This is a genomic window from Pannonibacter sp. CBAS1226, from assembly GCF_055685825.1.
The window spans coordinates 475,345-495,259 of record NZ_JBVOUO010000001.1; the positions used below are offsets into that span (position 1 = coordinate 475,345).

Below are 19,915 nucleotides of genomic sequence, written 5' to 3' on the forward strand. Positions count from 1 at the left end.
AGCCTAAGCGCCGCCGGTGATCCACTCCTCCCCGTCATCGCCGCTTGCGTCCTGTGCCGCCCGGCGCTGCCCCTTGGCCGCGCTGGGCGGTTCGCCTTTCCAGCCCCGGTAGGCGCGCCAGAAGACCGTGCCGTCGGCATAGCCCAGACTATGGGCGATCTGGGTGACGCGGGCATCCTTCTGGGTCAGCTGATTGGCCGCCAGCTGGATGCGGTGCTCCCTGACGAGATCGCGCAGCGAGGTGCCTTCTTCTGCCAGCCGCCGCTGCAGGCTGCGCGCCGACATGTTGAGCTCGGCCGCAAGGGCGGTCAGCGTCACCGGCTTCTGACCAAGATAGAGGCTGATCCGGTTGCGGATGCGGTCCGTCATCGTCTGGCTTTCATCGCTTTCGTCGCCGATCAGGTCGGCAAGGTGATGCTCCAGAATGGTGACAAGCTCCCGGTCCTCGCTGCGGTAGATCCGCGTCGCATCATCCCGGCCCATGATGATCCGGTTGCTGGCCTGCCGGTAGAGCACGGGCGCGCGGAATATCCGCTGTAAAAGCTGCGGATTGGCGTTTTCCGCATGCTCGAAATGCACTTCCAGCGGCTTCCACTCCGGCGAGAAGCAGGAGCGCACCAGCTGGGCGCAGGCGGCCAGCGTGTATTCCGCATCCTGCCGCCGCGGCCACATGACCGGATCCTGCAGCCGGTAGGTCCAGACCAGATCGCCATTGACCTCGAACATGTTGGACTGGGTGCCGCTCTGCAGGGCCATCACGTGGCTCGCCAGCCGCTGGAATCCGGCCGCAATGCTGGGTGACAGGGAGAACAGGACGCCCATCGGCCCCATGTCTGCCGGCTGCACCCGCATGGCCAGTTTCAGCCCCAGATCCGGATCCTTCAGATGGACGGCAGCCGCCTCGAACAGGGTCACATAGCGGCCCAGCGGCAGCACCGAATAGGGGTCGGAAAGCTGCGTCCGGGTGATGCCATATTTGGCGATGAACTCCTGTATATTGCTGCCCTGATCTGCGATGTGCTTCAGCAGCGGGGTCAAGACAGAGGCACGCACTGACTTTATTTTAGGCGTTCGTCCCATGCAGGAATTTCCCTTACGCAGAATTACGGGAATGTGGCGCATATTATCGGAAGTTTGACGCATAGTGCAATGGGACTGGCGCCGCGCGCGGTCATACTCAAAGAATAAAAATGAACTTCCAGGGGTAAAAACATGACGATCGACGCGAATACTCGCGCCGGCGGAGAGGTGCGGCTTGCCCGCAACTCGGTCGGGCTGGCGCATATTGTCTTCTTTGTGGTTGCAGCAGCCGCGCCTTTGACGGCTGTGGCGGGGGCTTCGCCTGTGGCTTTCGCCTTCGGCAACGGGGCCGGAGTTCCCGGCGCCTTCGTGCTGGCGGGGCTTCTCTACATCATCTTCTCGGCCGGGTTCACGGCCATGAGCCGCCATGTCGGCGGTGCCGGTGCCTTCTACACCTATATCTCGCAAGGACTTGGCAAGCCGATGGGCGTCGCCGGAGCCGTCATGGCGCTGGTGACCTACAGTTCGGTTCAGATTGCCGTCTATGCGCTCTTCGGTGTCTTCACGGCAGGTGCCATGGCCGGGCTCGGGCTGGAAGCGCCCTGGTGGGCATGGTCGCTGGCGGCCCTTGCGGTGGTTCATCTCTGCGGCCAGCGCAACATTTCCTTCTCCGGCAAGATCCTTGGCGTCGCCATGGTGCTGGAAATCGCCATCCTTCTGATGCTGGATGTCGGCATCCTGCTGCGCGGCGGCGGCCCGGAGGGCCTCAGCCTTGAGAATTTCGCGCCGTCCGTCGTGTTTTCGCCAGGGCTGGGCGTGGCACTGGTCTTCGTGATCGGTTCTTTCATTGGATTTGAATCAACCGCCATCTTCGGTGAGGAAGCCCGCGATCCGGACCGCACGATCCCCCGCGCCACCTATACGGCGGTGCTGCTGATCACCGGTTTCTATGCCTTCTCCACCTGGGCCATCGCGCAGCATTACGGCTCGTCCGTGATCCAGCAGACGGCGGAAGCCGGTCTTGAGACGCTGTATTTCAATGCCGCTGCCGATGTGCTGGGCCCCTGGTCGGTCACGGCCATGGAAATCCTGCTCATCGTCTCGCTGTTTGCCTGCGTCCTGTCCTTCCACAACACGCTGAACCGTTATTTCTTCGCCCTCGGCCGTGAGGGGCTGATTGCGAAGATCTTCGGCAAGGTCAGTGCCGCGCATGGCTCTCCGGCGGCGGCCGGCTGGCTTCAGTCGGCGATTGCCGCAAGCATTCTTGCGATCTTCATCATCGGCGGCGCAGATGCCTATGCGGTGGTGTTCTCCTGGATGTCCGCTCTTGCGGTGCTTGGCATCCTGATGGTGCAGTTCCTCGTGTCGCTGGCCATCATCGCCTACTTCCGCCGCCAGCATGGCCATGAGCACAGCATCCTCGTCACGCGGATCATGCCGGCCCTGTCGGTCGTGGGGCTTGGTGGCGCCATCCTGCTGGTCAGCAGCAATCTGGAGCTTCTGTCGGGCAGTGACAGTGCGCTGGTGCAGTCCTTCCCGGTTCTCATCGCCCTTTGCGGCCTTGCCGGGTTCCTCTTCGCCATGCGGATCAAGAGCCGCCAGCCGGACCTCTACAAGAACCTCGGCGCTGTCTTCGAGTGATCCCTTCCTGCCGGGCGGTTCTGCCACAGAGCCTGTCCGCCCGGCAGCATCATTCCAACAAGCAAGAACACGGAATCCATCCAAAGGAGGAGCAGTCAATGCTCGACAAAACGTCCAACTTCATCCGCGAGAACAACACGCGGCACCAGTTCCACCCGATGATCCATCCGCTGATCTCGCAGGCCAATCCGCCGCAGATCATCGTCTCCGGTGACGGCTGCTATGTCACCGACATTGACGGCAAGCGCTATGTGGACGGTTTCGGCGGCCTGTGGAACGTCAACGTCGGTCACAACCGGCGTGAGGTGAAGGAAGCGATCATCGCCCAGATGGACCGCATTTCCTATTACTCGTCCTTTGCCGGCACCACCACACCGCCCTCCATCGAACTCTCGGCCAAGGTCTGTGAGATGGCCGCCGAGGAGGACATGGACAAGGTGTTCTTCAGCGCCAACGGGTCGGATGCGGTGGAGACCGCGCTGAAGCTCGCACGTCAGTACTGGCAGCTTGCCGGAGAGCCGGGCCGCTACAAGTTCATCTCCATGAAGAACGGCTATCACGGCGTGCATTTCGGTGGTGTTTCCGTCAACGGCTCGCCCTATTACCGCGGCGCCTACGAGCCGCTGCTGCCGGGCTGCACCCAGATCGACACGCCCTGGACCTACCGCAACCCCTACACGGAAGACCCGGAAGAACTCTCGGAAATCATTGCCCGCCTGCTGGAGCGCGAGATCTATCATCAGGGACCGCAGACGGTGGCTGCCTTCATCGCCGAGCCGGTGCAGGGCGCGGGCGGGGTGATCGTGCCGCCGGCCTCCTTCTGGCCGAAGGTGCGAGAGATCTGCGACCGCTACGGCGTGCTGCTGATCGCCGATGAGGTCGTCACCGGCTTTGGCCGGTCAGGCTCCATGTTCGGCTCGCGCGGCTGGGGCGTGAAGCCGGATATCATGTGCCTCGCCAAGGGAATCTCTGCCGGTTATGTGCCGCTGGGCGCCACCGTGCTGAACCGCCGCGTGGCCTCGGCCTGGTACAAGGACGTGACGCCGGGCGGCTTCCTGATGCACGGCTATACCTCCACCGGCCACCCGCTCGCCTGTGCCGCAGCTCTCGCGGCACTCGACATCGTCGAACGGGAAGACCTGCCGGGCAACGCCGCCCGCATGGGCAAGGTGCTGCTCGATGGCCTGAAGCCGCTGGAAGGCGTCTCCTCGATCATCGGCGAAGTGCGCGGCAAGGGCCTGATGGTCGGCATCGATCTCGTCGGCGACAAGAAGACCCGTGCACCGCTTGATCCGTCCAACGGCATTGCCGAGAAGGTGGCCTTCTACGCCCGTCAGGAAGGCGCGATTGTCCGCCCGGCCGGTTCCACCATCATCCTCTCACCCCCGCTGGTCATCGGCGAGGAGGAAATCTCCATCCTGGTCGCCGCCCTCGGCAAGGCCTTTGCCAAGGTCGAGACGGAACTCTGATCCTGCAAATGGAAAGGCCCCGCCGGAGCAATCCGGCGGGGCCCTTTCTTCACACCTGCGGCCTATCATGCCAAGGCTTACGATGCTGACGCATCACGCCTTGAAATGGCTCAGGCGCCGCACGGGCTTAACCAACTCCCGATGAGTAAGTCTCATCGGGAGTTGGTCTCACATCATCCGCGGCACGAAGAGAACTATGGCCGGGAAGGCGAGGATCAGGGCAATGCGGCCCACATCCACCGCAACGAAGACGCCAAGGCCCCGGAAGATGGTGCCAAGGCTGACATCGCGCACCACCGACCGCAGCACGAAGGCATTGAGGCCGACGGGCGGTGTGATGTAGCTCACCTCGGTCACGATCACCACATAGATGCCGAACCAGATGAGGTCGAAGCCGGAGGCCGCGACAATCGGGTAAAACACCGGAATGGTCAGCGTGATCATGGACAGGCCTTCCAGCACGCAGCCAAGCAGCAGGTAGATGGCCGTGATCATCAGGATGATCAGCATCGGATGGTTGCCCACCGAATTGAGCATCGTCTGAATGTCCTGCGTCATGCCGGAGAGGTTGACATAGTTGGTGAAGGTGAGGGCACCGAACAGGATGAAGAACATCACGGCCGTGGTCTTGGCGGTCTCGTAGAGCGTCATGATCGTCTGGCGCAGGTTGAGCCGCCGCTGGATGATGACGAGCAGGAAGGCGCCTGCCGCGCCCATGCCGGCGCTTTCGGTGGGGGTGAAGACGCCGAGATAAATGCCGCCCATGACGAAGACGAACAGCAGCATGGCACCGCTGATGCCCTTCAGCGCCCGGATGCGGTCCATCAGCGGCAGTTTCGGCTCCACCGGCAGATCCAGCTTGCCGATGCGCACGGAGATGATCACCGCAAGCGCATAGCCGAGAATGCCGATGATGCCCGGAACGATGCCGGCCAGGAACAGCTTGCCGATGTCCTGCTGGGTCATGATCCCGTAGAAGACGAGGATCACCGACGGCGGGATGAGGATGCCCAGCGTGCCGCCCGCCGCGATGGAGGCGGTGGAGAGCCCGTCCGGATAACCATACTTGCGCATGGAGGGCAGGGCGATCTTGGCCATGGTCGAGGCTGTGGCAAGGGACGAGCCGCAGACGGAAGAGAAGCCGCCGCAGGCAAAGACGGTCGCCACCGCCAGTCCGCCGCGCCGGTGCCTCAGCCAGGCATAGGCGGCGTTGTAGAGATCCTGCGCGATGCCCGACTGCACGACGAAGTTGCCCATCATCAGGAAGAGGGGAAGGATCGACAGGGAGTAGCTGCGGCTGTTGTCAAAGAAGGTCTGGCCCAGCAGGGACAGGGCCGGGTTGAGGCCGATGATGGCGACCGTTCCGGCGGTGCCGACGGCGGCCAGCGCAAAGCTGATCGGGAGTCCGGCGGCCAGAAGGGCGAAGAGGATGAGGATGCCGACTTCCCAATGGTTCATTCGGGCCTCCCAGCCTGCACCGGAAGGAGGCAGGCAATGGCTTTGGCGACAAGGATGAGGGCGGCAAGCCCGGTGAAGATCGAAACAAGGTAGCCGAGCGGGGCCAGCGGGATCTGCAGGCTGATGGTGGTGCCGCCATAGGAGCCGACCTGCGCGGCCGCGGCCCAAAGACGCCAGCCGATGACACACAGGATGGCGGCGGAGGCAAAGGCAACCACGGGCCTGCGCAGTCTCTCCACCGCCCAGGGCAGGCGGGCGGTCAGCATGTCCACGGTCACATGGTCATCATCCAGCGTTGCGGCGGGCAGGCCGATGAAGATTACCGCCGCAAGCAGCATTTCGGTCAGTTCGGTGGCGCCCTGAACCGGGGAGGCGAGAAAATAGCGGCCGACCACATCGGCCACGGTGAGCAGCATCATGGCGGTCAGCATGACCGCACAGATGCCGGCAAGGCCCATCCGGAACCAGGTCAGGCCCGCGCTGCGCGCAGGCCTTTCCCCGATGATGGGCGTCTTCTGGACGCAGGTGCTCATTCAGCGGCGGCCTTGGCGATTTCCGCCTGCAGCATCTCGTAGGCAGCAGCGCCATCGACGCCGCTGGTGGAGACTTCCGCGATGCGCTTGTCGATCACCGGCTGGAACTTGACCTTGAGGGCCTCGACTTCTTCCGCCGTTGCCTTGTGCAGGGTGATCTTGCCTTCCATGGCGCTGCGGCCGGCTGCATCGACGGTATCCCACATCTTGCCGGCGCGGCGGACCAGCGGCTCGCCGATGACGGTTTCGATGGCTTCACGGTCCTTCGGGTCCAGGCTGTCGAACTTCGCCTGGTTCATGACGATGAACATGGTGGTGTTGTAGAGCCCGCCGGGGAACTCCAGACCCTGGTCCAGCAGCGGGATCAGGTTGAAGAAGCTGACGGATTCGAAGGGGAAGAGAATGCCGTCGGCAATGCCCTGGGACAGCAGCTCGTAGGCCTTGGAGGAGGGGCCTTCCACGGGTACGGCGCCAAGGCCGGTGGCAAGGTCATGGGCCAGCGTGCTGCCGACGCGCACCTTCTTGCCTGCAATGGCTTCCGGCGTGGTGAGTTCGCCGCCCTTCATGAAGATGGCGCCGGGACCATGCGTGAACAAAGCAAGAACTTTAACGCCCTCGTATTCGTTGGCGTCCTTCAGCATCTTCTCGTAGGTGCGCCAGTAGCCGATCGACACGGTTTCCGCGCTGTCGCCCAGGAACGGCATCTCGCCCAGAACGGCGGTCTTGAAGCGGCCCGGGGTGTAGCCGTTGACGGCGTAGGTGATGTCGGCAATGCCATTCTTGGCAAGGTCGAAGGAGGCAGGCGGCGGGGCAAGGGGAGCCGGCAGGATCTGCACCTTGACGCGGCCCTCCGTGACGCGCTCGATGTCTTCTGCCATCGGCTGCATGAGCTGGGTGACCTGCGGGTGGCTGGGCGGCAGCCAGCTGTTCAGGGTCAGCACGGTCTGGGCAGAAGCTGCGCCCGTCATCAGGCCAAGTGCCGTAGCGCCGGCAAGAGCAAAACTTGTGATCACGTTCATTTTCATCTAATTCCCCTCTGGTGTATTGTTGTGCATGCAACCGGCAATCGGCTCATTGCGACCGCCGCTGTTCGGAGGCTTTGCGCCCCTCGAAACCTTGGAAAGACTGGCCATGACTGCATCCGACACCGCTCACGTCTCTCAGGCCGCAGAGGCCGCCCTCGACGAGGGCGAGCAGGCTGTGAAGCGGATGAAGCGGAACTGGCCGTTTTATTGGATTTCCCGTGTGAACGGGCGTTACGTGCAGGTGCTGGAGCGCCGCCTGAAGCCCATCGATCTCGACATGCCGCGCTGGCGCGTGCTGATGTCGCTGCATGAGGACGGCTACCTCAGTGTCTCCGAGATTGCCGACTACAGCGTGCTCAAGCTCAACACCGCCACGAAAATCGTGCAGCGCATGCTGGCCGATGGTCTGGTCACCACCCGTGTCCGTCCGACGGATGGCCGCGTCACCGAAGTGACCCTGACACCCAGGGGCCACGAGATGCGCCGCCGCGCCCTGATGGAAGCGGACAAGATCCTCGCCGCGTCCTTCATCAATATTTCCAGCGAGGAGCTGGCAGCACTCAACGGCCTTCTGGAGAAGGTCTTCGACCGTCTGGGAGAGATCTGAGCGCGCTGCCGGTCCTGCCATCGCTTACCCCGCCGCTGCTTCAAGCTGGTGGAAGGCGCGGCTGAACCAGATCAGCCCTTCCGGCGTGCCGGACCACAGCCGGGTTGCGGCCACCTCACAGAAGAGCACGGAATGGGTGCCCTTCTGCTGACGGTCGATGATCCGGCAGTCGAAGGCGACGGCTGCGCCCTGAAGAACGGGGGCGCCCGTCTCCAGCGTGTCCCAGCCGGCCTGCGAGAAGCGGTCTTCGCCCGTCCATTTGGTGAAGGCGCGCGACAGATCCCGGTGCCCGGGCCGCAGCACATTCACGCAGAGCGTGCCATTGGCCAGAAAGGCGTCATGGGCATAGGCGTTCTGGTTGATGCAGGCCAGCAGCATGGGCGGGCTGTCGGTTACCGAACAAACAGCCGAGACGATCATGCCATGGCGCCCGGCGGGGCCATCGGTCGTCACCAGATTGACGGCGGCCCCCAGGCGGCTCATGCCTTCGCGGAAGGCTGTGATTGCCGGGGGAATTGGGGTCTCGGTCATGGCTCTCCTCCTCAGATGTCGAGCACGAGGCGGGAGGTGCAGGCGCGTGAGCAGCAGGCGCAGATCATCAAGCCTTCTTCCTTCTCGCCGTCCGTCAGGAACTGGTCGCGGTGATCGGGCGTGCCCTCCAGCACATCCGTCACGCAGGTGCCGCAGACACCTTCCTCGCACTTTACCTCGATTTTCACGCCCGCACGGGCCAGTGCCTTGGCGATGGTGTCCTCCGGGCCAACCGTCACCGTGACGCCGGACAGGCGCGCCTCCACCTCGAAGCTTTCGCCGGTGGTGTCCACATCGGCGGAGAAATACTCGCGGTGCACGTGCGACGGGGCATGGCCCATCGCCTCGGCGCTGGAAATCACCCAGTCCATGAAGCCCTGCGGCCCGCAGACATAAAGATGCGTTCCGGCGGCGGGCTCCGGCAGGTCACGCGGCAGCTGCAGGCGCTGGGCCTCGTCTTCATCGTCATGATGGAAGACCACCCGGTCCGCCCAGGCGGAGGCCGCGATCATGCTGCGGAACGCCGTGATGCCGGCCGAACGGGTGCAGTAATGCAGGGTGAAGTCCCGGCCGATAGCATGGAGGCGCTGGGCCATGGCCAGCATCGGCGTGATGCCGATGCCGCCGCCGAAAAGCACCGTGCGGGTGGCGCTTTCCTCCAGCGGAAAGTGATTGCGCGGGCCCTCGATCCGGAAGCGCGCGCCGGGTGTTGCCAGCCGGTGCACCGCTTCCGAGCCGCCACGGCTCTTCGGATCCTTCAGCACGCCGATTTCGTAAGCCGTATTCGTGGCAGGGTCCGAGCAGAGCGAGTACTGCCGCCACAGGTCGAGGCCGCCGTCCTGAAGGTGGATGTCGAGATGGGCACCGGCGGTGAACGGGGGCAGGGGCGCACCGTCCGGACTTGCCAGCCGCAGGCGGATGATGTTGCCCGGTTCCTCGATCCGCTCGGTGACGGTCAGCTCAAGCGTCTGTTTCGGACTGATCGCATTCATCGCATGTAGATCCCGCCGTTAACGTCCCAGCAGGCGCCGGTGACGAATGCTGCCTCAGGGCCGGCCAGAAGGGCGACCAGCCCGGCCACGAAATCCGGATCCCCCAGTTTCCCCACCGGGATATTGGCCAGCGCACCGGCCATCTTTTCCGGGGTGATTACCGAGCGCACCATCGGCGTGTCCATGGGACCGGGGGCGATGGCGTTGCAGGTGACGCCGAAGGGGGCGAGATCACGGGCGAAGATCTTCGTCAGCGTCAGGATCGCGCCCTTGGAGGCGGCATAATGCGCGCCGGTGGCGGTGCCGCCGTTCTGGCCTGCGAGCGAGGCCATGTTGATGATCCGGCCATAGCCGCGGTCGCGGAAATGGCGGCCGAAGATCTGGCAGCCGGTGAAGGTGCCGCCCGCATTCACCGCCATGATGGCGTTGAAGTCGGCCGGGTCGATCTCCAGCACGGGCTGGACGGCGGTGCGGGCGGCGTTGTTCACCAGCACCTCGACCGAACCCCAGCGCTCGACGCTGCGGTCGAGGATGGTCTGGAAGTCGTCCGGCTTCGTCACGTCCAGCGTGCCGATGACCGCCGTCTCCCCGGCCAGGTCAAGCTCCTGCGCCAGCGCTTCGGCGGGGCCGGGATCCACGTCGGTGATGACGACGCGGAAACCGGCCTTGTGCAGGGCCCGGACGGCCAGGGCACCGAAACCGGTGGCCCCGCCCGTCACGACGGCTGTCTGGATCTTTTCAGGAAGCGGCGCTGCCATCAGAACAGATAGCTGAGCGCAGTCAGCTCCCCGTCAGAGTTGAGCAGCGTTGCCACCTTGTCACGGATGCGCAGGCCGTTTTCGGTGCGCAGCAGCACATAGCGCAGGTTCGCGCCAAAGACGCGCTGGCGGCCGAACTTGTCCTCGATCAGGTGCTGGGCGCAGCGCAGCGTCACCGTCTCCCCGTCCTGTGCCTCGATGACGAAGCGCGAGACGGTGCGGATGGTCTGGGCCGGGGGCGCGGAGGAGATGGAGAACCCGGCCTGAAAACGCTCGATCCGCATCTTGCGCATCTTGGCGTCGTCGTAGCACAGGTTCAGTTCGTCCTCGTAATTGCCGTCCGGATTGATCGGCATGATGTAATGGCCTTCGCCAGCCCACAGGGCGAGCCAGGCGTCATAGTCCTTGCGGTCCAGCAGCTCGGCCTCGTTCCAGACGAATTCGGCGATTTCCTGCAGGGTCACTGCGGATGTGATGGTGCTCATCGAGTTCATTGGTCCATCATCCTCTTCCACATCTTGTAGGCGGCGCGCATGCCGGTTTCCGCGCTCACGTGGCCGCGCGGGCCGTGCTCGCCGGGCACTTCGTCAACAAGGCCGCGATTGACGAGGATCGGCAGATCCTCACCGCCCAGCGTGCCGCGCTGGACGCGTTCCCACACTTCTGCATCATCGGGCGAGCCGAAGCCGAGCGGGCCCTGGAAATGCTCGTGCAGGCGCAGGCGCATGCGGTTGGCCGCCACCGGGCCGCCGTCCATGCCGAGCGCGATGTGGCGGATGCCGGTTTCACGCACGTTGATCGGGCGCAGCACGCGGAAGAAGGACAGGGAGAAGGAGACATTCGGGAAGAGGTTCAGGTTGAAGCCTGCACCGCCCACCGCACGCACGATCTTGCGCACCTGATCTTCCGGATAGCCTTCGTCCCGCAGTTCCTGCGCCAGCGCTTCAAAGCGCTGCGGAATGGCGGCATCGAGGTTGTCGTCGAGGTCGACGAGTTCCGGCATCATCACCATCACCGAATGGCCGTTGCCGAGGTCTTCCACGAAGCCTTCGCCCTCAAGGAAGGTGAAGGTGGCTTCGGCTTCCTTGTCCAGCGACTGCAGGAAGGACTTGTGCACCACGGGGAAGTGGTAGGCGTCGGTGGTGTTCTCCAGCTGGATCTTCCAGTTGCCCGGGAAGGTGAACTGATGTTCGCCCAGCACCTTGATGGGGAAGCCGCCGCCCTGCTTCATGAACAGGTCGATCCACTTCTTCGCTCCGGCAAGGAAGCTTTCCAGCGGCTCGATCTCCTCGTTGAAGGTGGCGAAGATCATGCCCTGATAGCTTTCCACCCGAAGCTTCTTCAGGCCGTGGGCTTCCTTGTCGAAGTCCTCGCCATACTGCTCCGGATAGGGCAACCCGCGCAGGGAACCGTCGAGGCCGTAGCCCCAGCCGTGATAGGGGCACTGGAAGGAGGAGGTCTTGCCCTTCTTCACCTCGCACACCGTTGCGGCCCGGTGGCGGCAGCGGTTGACCATCACGTGGATCTCGTTCTTGCGGTCCCGCACCACGATGACCGGCTGGCGGCCAACCCAGGAGCGGACGAAGGAGCCCTTGTCCGGGATTTCGGAAGTGTGGGCGACCCACACCCAGGTGCGGCCGAAAATGCGCTCCAGCTCTTCCTCGAAAAGTGCCTCGTCCTCGTACATCGGCGTCTTGACCCGGTCGAATTCGACCAGATCACCGGGTTGCGGTTGTGTTGCGGCGATCGTCATTTGAGCTCTTTCCTCTGGTTTGTTGCTTTGACCCTGATGGCGGCGTCTCACAGATCCGGGATCTGCAGCGCACGGCCCATGCGTGCCTCGATGCGCATGTAGCGCCACAGGCGGTGGTTCTCGTCGCCGACCTGAATGGTGCGGAACAGGTTGCAGGCCGCGACCACGGCATCCCGGTCTGGGAAGTCGCAGAGCATGTAGCAGGTCCACGGGAAGCCCGTGGGCGAGGTGCCGACCATGGTCTCGTCGTCATCGATGGTGCCCAGGACGGTCACGCCGTCCATCTTGGCAACGCTCGACATGAACGTGGCAAAGCCCGTCCAGACGCTGCCGATCTTGTCGAAGGGCAGATCGAAGAAGTTCTGGTGCACGGCAATGCAGAGCAGGGTGCGGATCTGTTTGGCTTCAGCCATTTTTTTATCCTTTCACTGGAAATGAGGGTGAGTGTCTCACGGGTAGCCGGGGGGCACGGGCTGGCCGAGCAGCGCGGCGCCCGCCGCCTGCCAGCTGCCTGCGCCGATGAAGGCGTGCTGGGCAACGCAGGCCGCATCGATCATGCAGCGGCCGAGCGGATGGCCGCTCATCATCGCGTCGGAGCCGCCCATGACGAAGGCAAGGCGGGCGGCCTCGGCCCCGTCTTCGGCGGCCTTGGAGGCGGCATGGCGCAGGCGGATGTGCGTGGCGCGGTCAACCTCGCCCTTTTCGAGCATCTGCTGCCAGCCTTCCTCGATGGCGTCGTAGAAACCGGCCCTTGCGCCGGACAGAAGGCCTTCCGCACGGGCAAAGCCGGTCTGGATATAGCCGCGTGCCGCAGGGCTCGGTGCGCCGGTGATGGAGGCGCGCTTGGTGGCGTCCTCGCTCAGCCAGTCGAGAGCCGCACGTGCGGTGCCAAGGGCGACGACGGCCAGCACCTGTGCTGCGAGCGCCATCGCCGGATAGTGGAAGATCGGGTCGTCCATTTCCGGCTTGCCGCCCCGGATGAAGGTCCATTCTTCCGGCACCACGACCTTGTTCGCGACGATGTCGTGACTGCCGGTGGCACGCAGACCGACCGTGTCCCAGGTCTCGTCCACGGTAACGGCATGGCGGGGCATGACGGCGGTGCGGGGCAGCGGGCTGTCCTCGCCCTCGATCTTGATGCCGGCACCGACCAGAGAGGCGCCCATGACGCCGGAGCCCCAGGGCCAGCGGCCGGTGACTTCCAGCCCGCCGGGCACGCGCTTGGCAAGTTGGGGCGGGAACAAGCCGCCTGCAAAGACTGTGTTGGGGTCCTTGCTGTAGATGGAGGCATAGGTTTCCTTCGGCAGGGCCGCCAGATAGGTGGCCGAGACGCCGAAGCTGGCAACCCAGCCGGCCGAGGCATCGGCGCTGGCGATGTCCTCGATCAGTCGGCAGAAGGCCGCCGGAGACAGGGCGTCGCCGCCAAAACGCTGGGGCACGAAGGCACGGTAGATGCCGATGGCCTGAAACTGGCGCACGATATCGATCGGGATATGGCGCAGCTGATGAAATTCATGCCTGCGGGACCGGATCTCCGCCTTCAGGCTTTCGAGTGTCACGTCCGCTGGGGACTGGGAAAGGGCATCCATGGTCATTCCTCCACCTGGAAGTCTTTGAAGGTCTCGCAAAGCCAGCGGGCGATGGCGCAGACCTGCTCATCTCCCTGCTTGCGGCCAATGATCTGAAGTCCGGCGGGCAGCCCGTCCGGCGTGAGCAGCGGCAGAACCAGCGCCGGATGACCCGACAGGTTGAACGGCCGCAGATAGCGTGTGAGGGGGAGAACCCGCTGCGGATCATCCGCTTGCGAAAGGCGCGGCGGCACCACCGGCAGGGCCGGGGTCAGGATCGCGTCATGGCTGGCAAGGGCGGCATCCACTTCGGCCGTGAACCGGGCGCGCACCTCTTCGGCAGCGGCCAGATCCTCATCCGTGATGGCCATGGCTGCAGCGATGCGCGCCCTGACATCTGCGCCCAGCGGCGCGCCTTCCGTGACCAGATGGCCGAAGGCTGCTGCTGTCTCGCGGCCGATCACTGTCATGCCCGCCTTGAAGGCGGCTTCCAGTGAGGGCAGGTTCACGGCGGTCAGCGCTCCCGCCTGCGGTGTGATCACCGGGGCGAGTGCTGCCAGGATGGCGGGCTCGGCATCCATGCCGGTGATGGCAAGTTTCGGCGCTGCCGTCAGGCGTGTTGGCGTGAAGCTGCCGTCGAGTGCGGCCATCGCCTGCTCGATCCGGTCCATGCTTCTGGCAAAGGGGCCGATGCAGTCTAGCGAGCTTTGCGCCGGGCTTGCGCCCTTGCGGCTGATCCGCCCGAAGGTGGGCTTGAAGCCGATGACGCCGCAGCAGACCGCAGGCTGGCGGATGGAGCCGCCGGTGTCGGTGCCGATGGCAAAGTCGACGAGCCCGCCTGCCACGGCGGCAGCAGAGCCGGAGGACGAGCCGCCGGGGATGATGTTCGGCCAGCGCGGATTGACCGGGGTGCCGAAGCGGGCGTTCACGCCCGTCATGCCATAGGCAAGCTCGTGCATGTTGGTCTTGGCGGTGATGCGGCACCCGGCATCAAGCAGGGCCGCCACCACATCGGCATGCACTGTGGCGGCAGGGGCCGCGTCGAAGGCCGCCGAGCCGCAGCGCGTTACGGTGCCCGCGATGTCGATGCAGTCCTTGACTGCAACACGCGGACCCGTCTGGCCAAGCGCAAGCGTGGCCGTAAAGACCGGCGAGCCGCCGGTCAGGGCTGAAGAGTCATTTGTCATTTTTTCTATGCGGAGCGCTTGCGGCTCCGTTCCCTCTGGATACGGTAAAATTACCGCAAATCGGAAAGCCGTCAACGTAAAATCGTTGATAAGGATCAAAAAAATTATTTGAAATCAATTAGATAAACGAGAAATGCGGCGCCAGCCCTATCGGCTGTGCCGTTCTCTTCAGGCGCGGAATGAACACTCGGCGCAATTTCAACGAAATACAGACAGCCAGAGCGTAACATGTAAAATCACGTGAATTGTTGCGTATTCTGAAAGTCTGTTTTGCGCTGGTGATGTCTGCTGCACCGCTTGCCCTTGTGGCCTTTGCAAGGGTTCTTGGTTTTGAAGGTGTTTTGCACGCGGTGAAGAGTAATCCTGTATTGGAAACTCATCTTTTGCGCCATATTACGTGAATATTACCGCTTGACCCTGAGGGCGGACGGCGCAAGCCTTGCGCTAGCGCGCAGGCGTGTGCCGGTTCATCTGACGGCTCATGCGCCTGTTCATCTGCAACGAAAAGAGGGGAAGTCATGACTGAGACCACAAGGCTGGACGCACTGGTGCGGCGGATCGAGGTGCTGGAAGCGGAAGCCGATATCCGGCGCCTTCAGGCCCGTTACATGTTCCTGTGCGACACACCCATGCCGGAGTTCGGCGTGACAAGCGATGCGGAGCGCATCGGCCTGATCATGGCGCTCTACACGGAAGATGCGGTGTGGGAAGGCGTTGGCGAATATTACGACAACCAGTTCGGCCGGGCTGTGGGGGCGGCGGCCATCCGCAAGCATTTCGAGGGCTTCTGGGGCGGCAAGACCGATCCGGCCCTGATCCTCAACTGCCACTATCTCACCTCGGAGCAGATCCACGTGCATGAGGGCGGGACAACGGCAGACGGGCAGTGGGTGCACATGCAGCCGTGGCTGTTCTCCGACGGCAAGGCGCTCCTGCGCTCCTCGCGCCTCAACAACACCTTCCGCAAGGAGCCGGACGGGGTGTGGAAGATCACCCGCACCCGCACGGAAAACGTCTTCGTTGCCCCGCTGCCGTCCACCTGGGCCTCGGACTATCCGTCAAAGTCCGTGCTGATGCGGCCCTGAGCGGCGGCTCCTTCCGGCACCTGCAGTACGAGTTGAAGCCCCGGTCACCGCCGGGGCTTCAGCTTTTTGGGCATGGAGGCTGACCCGTGTCTTATTCTGCCTGCAGCACGAAGTCATAGGCTGCGTGCCATGTCTCGCTGTCCCGGTCCACCCGTTCGAAAGGCGTGATGAGCGAGGCCTTGACGCCGAACACGGCATCGCTTTCCAGATACGGATCACCTGAAACGAAAAGATGGGTGATCACCCGCCGGTAGCCCGGTGCCGTGACCATGAAATGCATGTGGGCGGGCCGCCAGGGGTGGCGGCCAAGGGCGTCGAGCAGCTGCCCGGCCGGCCCGTCATGGGGGATCGGATAGGAGACGGGCCGGATGCCGCGGAAGGCATAGCGCCCGTCTGCGCCCGTGCGGAAGATGCCGCGATTGTTGAAGGGCGGCTGCACGCCGGGCTGCTGCACGTCGTAGAAACCGTCTTCATTGTCCGACCACACGTCAATCAGCGCGCCTTCGACAGGATTTCCATCCAGATCCAGCACCCGGCCCTCGAAGAGGCAGGTTTCGCCCTTGCCGTCGAGGCTGATGCTGTCGCCCATCTGCCGCTCCGGCGCGCCGTCCACGTGGAAGGGGCCGAAGACGGTCGTCTCCGTTGCGCCTTCCGGCTGGCGGTGGTTGATGGCATCCACCAGCATCGACACGCCCAGAATATCCGACAGCAGGATGAACTCCTGCCGCGTATCCGAACAGATCTGGCCGCTGCGGGTGAGGAAGCTGATGGCTGTAGCCCATTCCTCTTCGGTCAGTTCCACGTCCTTGATGAAGGCATGCAGGTGGTTGACGAGTGAGGTCATGACATGGGCAAGGCGCGGGCTGGTGGCAGGTCCAATGCGGCCGTTCACCTGCTCGGCAGACCGGTCTTCTGTGAAGTAGTCGATCATGGCGGTCTCCTTCGCTATCAGCTGTCCATCTGGGGCAGGGACCCGTCATGGGCGCGCCGGAGCAGGGCCAGAATGGCCTGCCGCTCCAGCGGCCGCGGATTCCAGTAGGGGTTGGAAAGGGCGATGTCTGCCGCCCGCTCAAGTCCGCTTTCCGGCATGCCGATTTCGGCCAGGCTGACCGGTGCACCCGTGGTGCGGGCAAGGTCCTGAAGGCGGCGGGCCGGATCGCTGCCCAGAACGCCGGCCAGCTGATCCATCACCTCCGGAATGGCCGGGGCATTGTAGGCCAGCGCATGGGGCAGAAGCACCGTATGCGTCTCGGCATGGGGCAGGGCGAAACTGCCGCCCAGCGTGTGGCAGAGCTTGTGATGCAGCGCCATGCCGACGGAGCCGAGACACAGGCCGCAGAGCCATGCGCCATAAAGCGCCTTGCGCCGTGCTTCGCCATCATCTGGCGTGCGGTGGATGGCGGGCAATGCTCCGGCCATGGCGCTGATGGCCTCGAGCGCCAGCAGGCCGATGACCGGATTGCGGTCACGGGCATAAAGCGCTTCCACCGCATGGGCGATGGCATTCATGCCGCTGGTCATGCTGACATGGACCGGCAGGGCAAGGCTGAGGCTGACGTCATAGAGCACGGTCTGCGGCAGCACCTTGGCCGAAACCTGCGTCTGCTTCTGGCCGTTGCGGGTCTCGCCGAGAACAGGCGTCATCTCCGAGCCGGAATAGGTGGTGGGGATGACGAGTTGCGGCAGGCCGGTGCGCAGTGCCACCGCCTTGGACAGGCCGATGGCGGAACCGCCGCCGCCGGCCACCACCAGATCGGCCTTGCGGGTGCGGGCGGTGTCGGCGGCCAGATCGCTGATATCGACGGGCGTGTGCATCGCAGCGCCGGCGAAGGTGCCGCAGACCCTGTCTCCGAGCGCAGCCGTGATGGTGTCCATCAGCCCGGTCTGGCGCGGGGTGGTGATGATCAGCACCCGCCTTGCTCCCAGACGTTCGGCCTCCGCGTCCAGCTGATCAAGAGCGGTATCGGCGAAGATGACCCGCGCCGGATGGGCCGTGTAGGTAAAGCCTGCCATCACCGGTCCCTCTCCCCGTTCACTGGATAATCCACCTGATGGCGCGTGATCCGCAGGCCTTCCAGTGCATCACGAATACGCAGATGGGCCGGATGAACTGCATAAGCCTTGAGCGCTTCGGCGCTCTCAAATTCGCTGAACAGCACCAGGTCGCAGGCGTAATCGATGCGGCTCACATCGATGCCGATCTCCAGACAGGTCATTCCGGGGATCAGCCCGCGCAGGCTTTCAAAGGCCGTCTTGATCTGCGCCTTGGCCTTATCCCGGTCTTCCGGTGTCTCTCCGGCCACATTCCACATCACGATATGCCGCACCGCTGCGGTGCTTCTAGTGCTCGCGTCCATTGCGGGCGCTCCCTCTGGCTTGGTGCGGGCTGCTTCTCTTTGCGGCGGCCCTGATCACGTGGCATCAGAGTTGCATTGGCTGATTAGGTGATAAATCCCGTAATCTGGGAATGTTTCTTGCCCGGCGCGCAAAAATGAACGCGTCCGCCGGGCATGCGACAGAACAATTGCAAGATATGTGTTTATACGGTAATAATACCGTAACAATCTTGCAGGAGGGGCAAGAATGGACCGGTTGGCAGAGCTTGAGGTATTCACCCAGATCGCCGATGCAGGCAGCCTGACGCGGGCGGCCGATGCGCTCGGCCTGTCTGTCTCCGGCGTCAGCCGGCATCTGACCAGCCTGGAAAACCGGCTGGGCGTGAGGCTGGTGCAGCGGACCACGCGGCAGCTGTTCCTGACCGGGGAGGGGGAGCGGTTCGCCGCCAGTGCGCGGGAAATCCTCTCAAGCCTCAATGAGGCGGAAACCAGTGTCAGTGCGGTTTCGGCCGAACCGCGCGGCACCATCCGTGTCGGTGCCTCGCTTGCCTTTGCCAAACTGCATCTGATGCCGGTGATCCGCGAGTTCCGGGCGCGCTATCCGCTGGTCAACATCGAGCTGCAGGCCTCCAACCGCTACTACGACATGATCGAGAACGGCCTTGACCTTGCCATCCGCACCCGGCGGGGCGAGGCGGACAGCTCGATCACCATCCGCAAGCTGGCGGAGACCCAGCGCACGCTCGCCGCCTCGCCGGACTACATCGCCGCGCGGGGCGAGCCTGTCCATCCGCATGATCTGGCGGACCACGACCTGCTGCTCTACAGCCTCGCCGATGACTGGGAGAATCTGACCTTCACCCGCGGCAACGAAAGCATGCGGATCCCGGTCAGCGGCACCATGGTGTGCAATGACGGGCTGCTGCTGCGCCAGGCTGCAAGGGACGGGCTCGGCATTGTCGTGCAGCCGTCCTATGTGCTGCATGACGATCTTCAGTCGGGCCGCCTCGTCAAGGTTCTGGAAGGCTGGCATCTGCCGCGCCTCAGCATGAACCTGGCCTTTCCCTCCCGCGCCCACATGCCTGCCCGCACCCGGCTCTTCATCGATGCGCTGGTCGAGTATTTCCGGCGCAACAACTTTGAGGCGCTGTGGTAGGCAGGCACCGGACGGGGCTTATCCCTGTCCTGCCGTGCGGCTGCGCAGGCGTTCCATGTTGGCCACAAGGTCCGAGAACCTGTCCCCCTGCACGGCGATATGGTCGCGCAGCAGGCGGCGGGCGCTGTCCTCATTGCCATCAAGGATTGCGGCAACGATGCCGGCATGTTCCTGCAGAGACACTTTCATGCGGTTGCGCACCCTGAGTTGCAGGCGGCGGTAGGGCCTGAGGCGCCGGTGCAGGGCGATGCACTGCTCCTTCAGGAAGGCGCTCTGGCTGGCGGCGTAGATCGCGTGGTGGAACTGCTCGTTCTCATAATAATAGGCGTCGGTGTCATCGCGTGCGGCGGCGGCCTCGCAGGTGGCATGCGCGGTTTCCAGCGCGGTTCTGTCCCCGGCCGTGTGGCGGCGGGCGGCCAGCGCTCCAGCCATGCCTTCGAGCTCCGCCATCACGTCAAACATTTCCAGCACATAGTGCGGGCCCGGATCCACGATCACGGCACCGCGCCGGGGGCGGATCTCGACAAGGCCGATGGCGCTCAGCTGCATCAGGGCTTCGCGGATCGGCGTGCGTGACACGCCGTAGCGCGCCGCAAGCTGCGTCTCGTCCAGCCGCTGGCCCGGCTCGAATTCCCCCGTGACGATGCCGTTCTCGATCTCGTCCCGAAGCTTCTGGAATGTGTTCTCTGACATCGCTCCGCCCTCGCGTACGCCGTGAAATTTCTTGTATACAAGATTATTGACATCGCGTGCAAGGCAAACGCATCATTCGCTCTCATCCGGCAGGGAGGCCGGA

21 protein-coding genes are annotated in these 19,915 nt (G+C 64.0%); 5 read left to right on the forward strand and 16 right to left on the reverse strand.

Features of this window, described 5'->3' with window-relative positions:
* Window positions 1–3: 3 nt before the first annotated feature.
* Window positions 4–1,053, reverse strand: coding sequence for an AraC family transcriptional regulator (locus tag AC0CMF_RS02155; protein WP_094461828.1), 1,050 nt, complete (start codon window positions 1,051–1,053; stop codon window positions 4–6).
* A gap of 159 nt (window positions 1,054–1,212) precedes the next feature.
* Here AC0CMF_RS02155 and AC0CMF_RS02160 point away from each other — a divergent pair, with 159 nt between their 5' ends.
* Window positions 1,213–2,661: an APC family permease gene (locus tag AC0CMF_RS02160; protein WP_094461827.1), complete on the forward strand. Its 1,449-nt coding sequence runs from the start codon at window positions 1,213–1,215 to the stop codon at window positions 2,659–2,661.
* Between the two features lie 98 nt (window positions 2,662–2,759).
* On the forward strand, window positions 2,760–4,130 hold the full coding sequence (locus tag AC0CMF_RS02165; protein WP_050473319.1) for an aminotransferase class III-fold pyridoxal phosphate-dependent enzyme: 1,371 nt from the start codon (window positions 2,760–2,762) through the stop codon (window positions 4,128–4,130).
* 168 nt (window positions 4,131–4,298) lie between these two features.
* Here the strand turns inward: AC0CMF_RS02165 and AC0CMF_RS02170 are convergent, their stop codons facing one another.
* Genes AC0CMF_RS02170 through AC0CMF_RS02180 form a run of 3 tightly spaced genes read right to left on the reverse strand, consistent with a single transcriptional unit; the run spans window position 4,299 to window position 7,140 of the window.
* A complete protein-coding gene (locus AC0CMF_RS02170; protein ID WP_050473244.1) occupies window positions 4,299–5,588 on the reverse strand; it encodes a TRAP transporter large permease in 1,290 nt (429 codons plus the stop codon).
* Window positions 5,585–6,121: a TRAP transporter small permease gene (locus tag AC0CMF_RS02175; RefSeq protein WP_050473245.1), complete on the reverse strand. Its 537-nt coding sequence runs from the start codon at window positions 6,119–6,121 to the stop codon at window positions 5,585–5,587. The genes AC0CMF_RS02170 and AC0CMF_RS02175 overlap by 4 nt, the downstream gene beginning before the upstream one ends.
* Complete coding sequence (locus AC0CMF_RS02180) at window positions 6,118–7,140, reverse strand: TRAP transporter substrate-binding protein (protein WP_374629848.1); 1,023 nt, start codon at window positions 7,138–7,140, stop codon at window positions 6,118–6,120. The genes AC0CMF_RS02175 and AC0CMF_RS02180 overlap by 4 nt, the downstream gene beginning before the upstream one ends.
* Window positions 7,141–7,252: 112 nt before the next feature.
* Here AC0CMF_RS02180 and AC0CMF_RS02185 point away from each other — a divergent pair, with 112 nt between their 5' ends.
* Window positions 7,253–7,753, forward strand: a complete 501-nt coding sequence (locus tag AC0CMF_RS02185; protein ID WP_374629847.1) for a MarR family winged helix-turn-helix transcriptional regulator — start codon at window positions 7,253–7,255, stop codon at window positions 7,751–7,753.
* 24 nt (window positions 7,754–7,777) lie between these two features.
* Here AC0CMF_RS02185 and AC0CMF_RS02190 read toward each other — a convergent pair whose 3' ends face one another.
* From AC0CMF_RS02190 to AC0CMF_RS02225, 8 genes are read right to left on the reverse strand one after another with little or no spacing between them, the layout of a single operon-like run.
* Window positions 7,778–8,284: a flavin reductase gene (locus tag AC0CMF_RS02190; protein WP_374629846.1), complete on the reverse strand. Its 507-nt coding sequence runs from the start codon at window positions 8,282–8,284 to the stop codon at window positions 7,778–7,780.
* An 11-nt stretch (window positions 8,285–8,295) separates the two neighbouring features.
* On the reverse strand, window positions 8,296–9,276 hold the full coding sequence (locus AC0CMF_RS02195) for a PDR/VanB family oxidoreductase (protein WP_374629845.1): 981 nt from the start codon (window positions 9,274–9,276) through the stop codon (window positions 8,296–8,298).
* Window positions 9,273–10,034 carry an SDR family NAD(P)-dependent oxidoreductase gene (locus AC0CMF_RS02200; protein WP_058899731.1) on the reverse strand — a complete coding sequence of 254 codons (762 nt, stop codon included), beginning with the start codon at window positions 10,032–10,034 and terminating at the stop codon, window positions 9,273–9,275. The genes AC0CMF_RS02195 and AC0CMF_RS02200 overlap by 4 nt, the downstream gene beginning before the upstream one ends.
* Window positions 10,034–10,528, reverse strand: coding sequence for an aromatic-ring-hydroxylating dioxygenase subunit beta (locus AC0CMF_RS02205; RefSeq protein ID WP_050473249.1), 495 nt, complete (start codon window positions 10,526–10,528; stop codon window positions 10,034–10,036). The genes AC0CMF_RS02200 and AC0CMF_RS02205 overlap by 1 nt, the downstream gene beginning before the upstream one ends.
* The gene (locus AC0CMF_RS02210; protein WP_058899732.1) at window positions 10,525–11,787 is read right to left on the reverse strand and encodes an aromatic ring-hydroxylating oxygenase subunit alpha; all 1,263 of its coding nucleotides are present in this window, start codon (window positions 11,785–11,787) and stop codon (window positions 10,525–10,527) included. Before AC0CMF_RS02210 ends, AC0CMF_RS02205 begins: the two co-directional genes overlap by 4 nt.
* A 47-nt stretch (window positions 11,788–11,834) precedes the next feature.
* Entirely contained in the window at window positions 11,835–12,200 is a 366-nt protein-coding gene (locus tag AC0CMF_RS02215; protein ID WP_050473251.1) for a hypothetical protein, read from the reverse strand.
* Window positions 12,201–12,236: 36 nt separating this feature from the next.
* Window positions 12,237–13,376: an acyl-CoA dehydrogenase family protein gene (locus AC0CMF_RS02220; RefSeq protein ID WP_247648004.1), complete on the reverse strand. Its 1,140-nt coding sequence runs from the start codon at window positions 13,374–13,376 to the stop codon at window positions 12,237–12,239.
* Between the two features lie 2 nt (window positions 13,377–13,378).
* A complete protein-coding gene (locus AC0CMF_RS02225; protein ID WP_374629844.1) occupies window positions 13,379–14,542 on the reverse strand; it encodes an amidase in 1,164 nt (387 codons plus the stop codon).
* Window positions 14,543–15,060: 518 nt separating this feature from the next.
* On the opposite strand from AC0CMF_RS02225, the gene AC0CMF_RS02230 reads away from it, so the two are divergent.
* Window positions 15,061–15,627 carry a nuclear transport factor 2 family protein gene (locus AC0CMF_RS02230; protein WP_019966132.1) on the forward strand — a complete coding sequence of 189 codons (567 nt, stop codon included), beginning with the start codon at window positions 15,061–15,063 and terminating at the stop codon, window positions 15,625–15,627.
* 91 nt (window positions 15,628–15,718) lie between these two features.
* Here the strand turns inward: AC0CMF_RS02230 and AC0CMF_RS02235 are convergent, their stop codons facing one another.
* From AC0CMF_RS02235 to AC0CMF_RS02245, 3 genes are read right to left on the reverse strand one after another with little or no spacing between them, the layout of a single operon-like run.
* Window positions 15,719–16,558, reverse strand: coding sequence for an intradiol ring-cleavage dioxygenase (locus AC0CMF_RS02235; protein WP_374629843.1), 840 nt, complete (start codon window positions 16,556–16,558; stop codon window positions 15,719–15,721).
* Window positions 16,559–16,575: 17 nt separating this feature from the next.
* Window positions 16,576–17,640 carry a maleylacetate reductase gene (locus AC0CMF_RS02240; protein ID WP_374629842.1) on the reverse strand — a complete coding sequence of 355 codons (1,065 nt, stop codon included), beginning with the start codon at window positions 17,638–17,640 and terminating at the stop codon, window positions 16,576–16,578.
* Window positions 17,640–17,984: a Dabb family protein gene (locus tag AC0CMF_RS02245; protein WP_374629841.1), complete on the reverse strand. Its 345-nt coding sequence runs from the start codon at window positions 17,982–17,984 to the stop codon at window positions 17,640–17,642. Before AC0CMF_RS02245 ends, AC0CMF_RS02240 begins: the two co-directional genes overlap by 1 nt.
* A gap of 226 nt (window positions 17,985–18,210) precedes the next feature.
* Here AC0CMF_RS02245 and AC0CMF_RS02250 point away from each other — a divergent pair, with 226 nt between their 5' ends.
* Complete coding sequence (locus AC0CMF_RS02250) at window positions 18,211–19,119, forward strand: LysR family transcriptional regulator (RefSeq protein WP_050473256.1); 909 nt, start codon at window positions 18,211–18,213, stop codon at window positions 19,117–19,119.
* Window positions 19,120–19,137: 18 nt separating this feature from the next.
* Here AC0CMF_RS02250 and AC0CMF_RS02255 read toward each other — a convergent pair whose 3' ends face one another.
* The gene (locus AC0CMF_RS02255) at window positions 19,138–19,812 is read right to left on the reverse strand and encodes a GntR family transcriptional regulator (protein ID WP_374629840.1); all 675 of its coding nucleotides are present in this window, start codon (window positions 19,810–19,812) and stop codon (window positions 19,138–19,140) included.
* Window positions 19,813–19,915 lie beyond the last annotated feature (103 nt).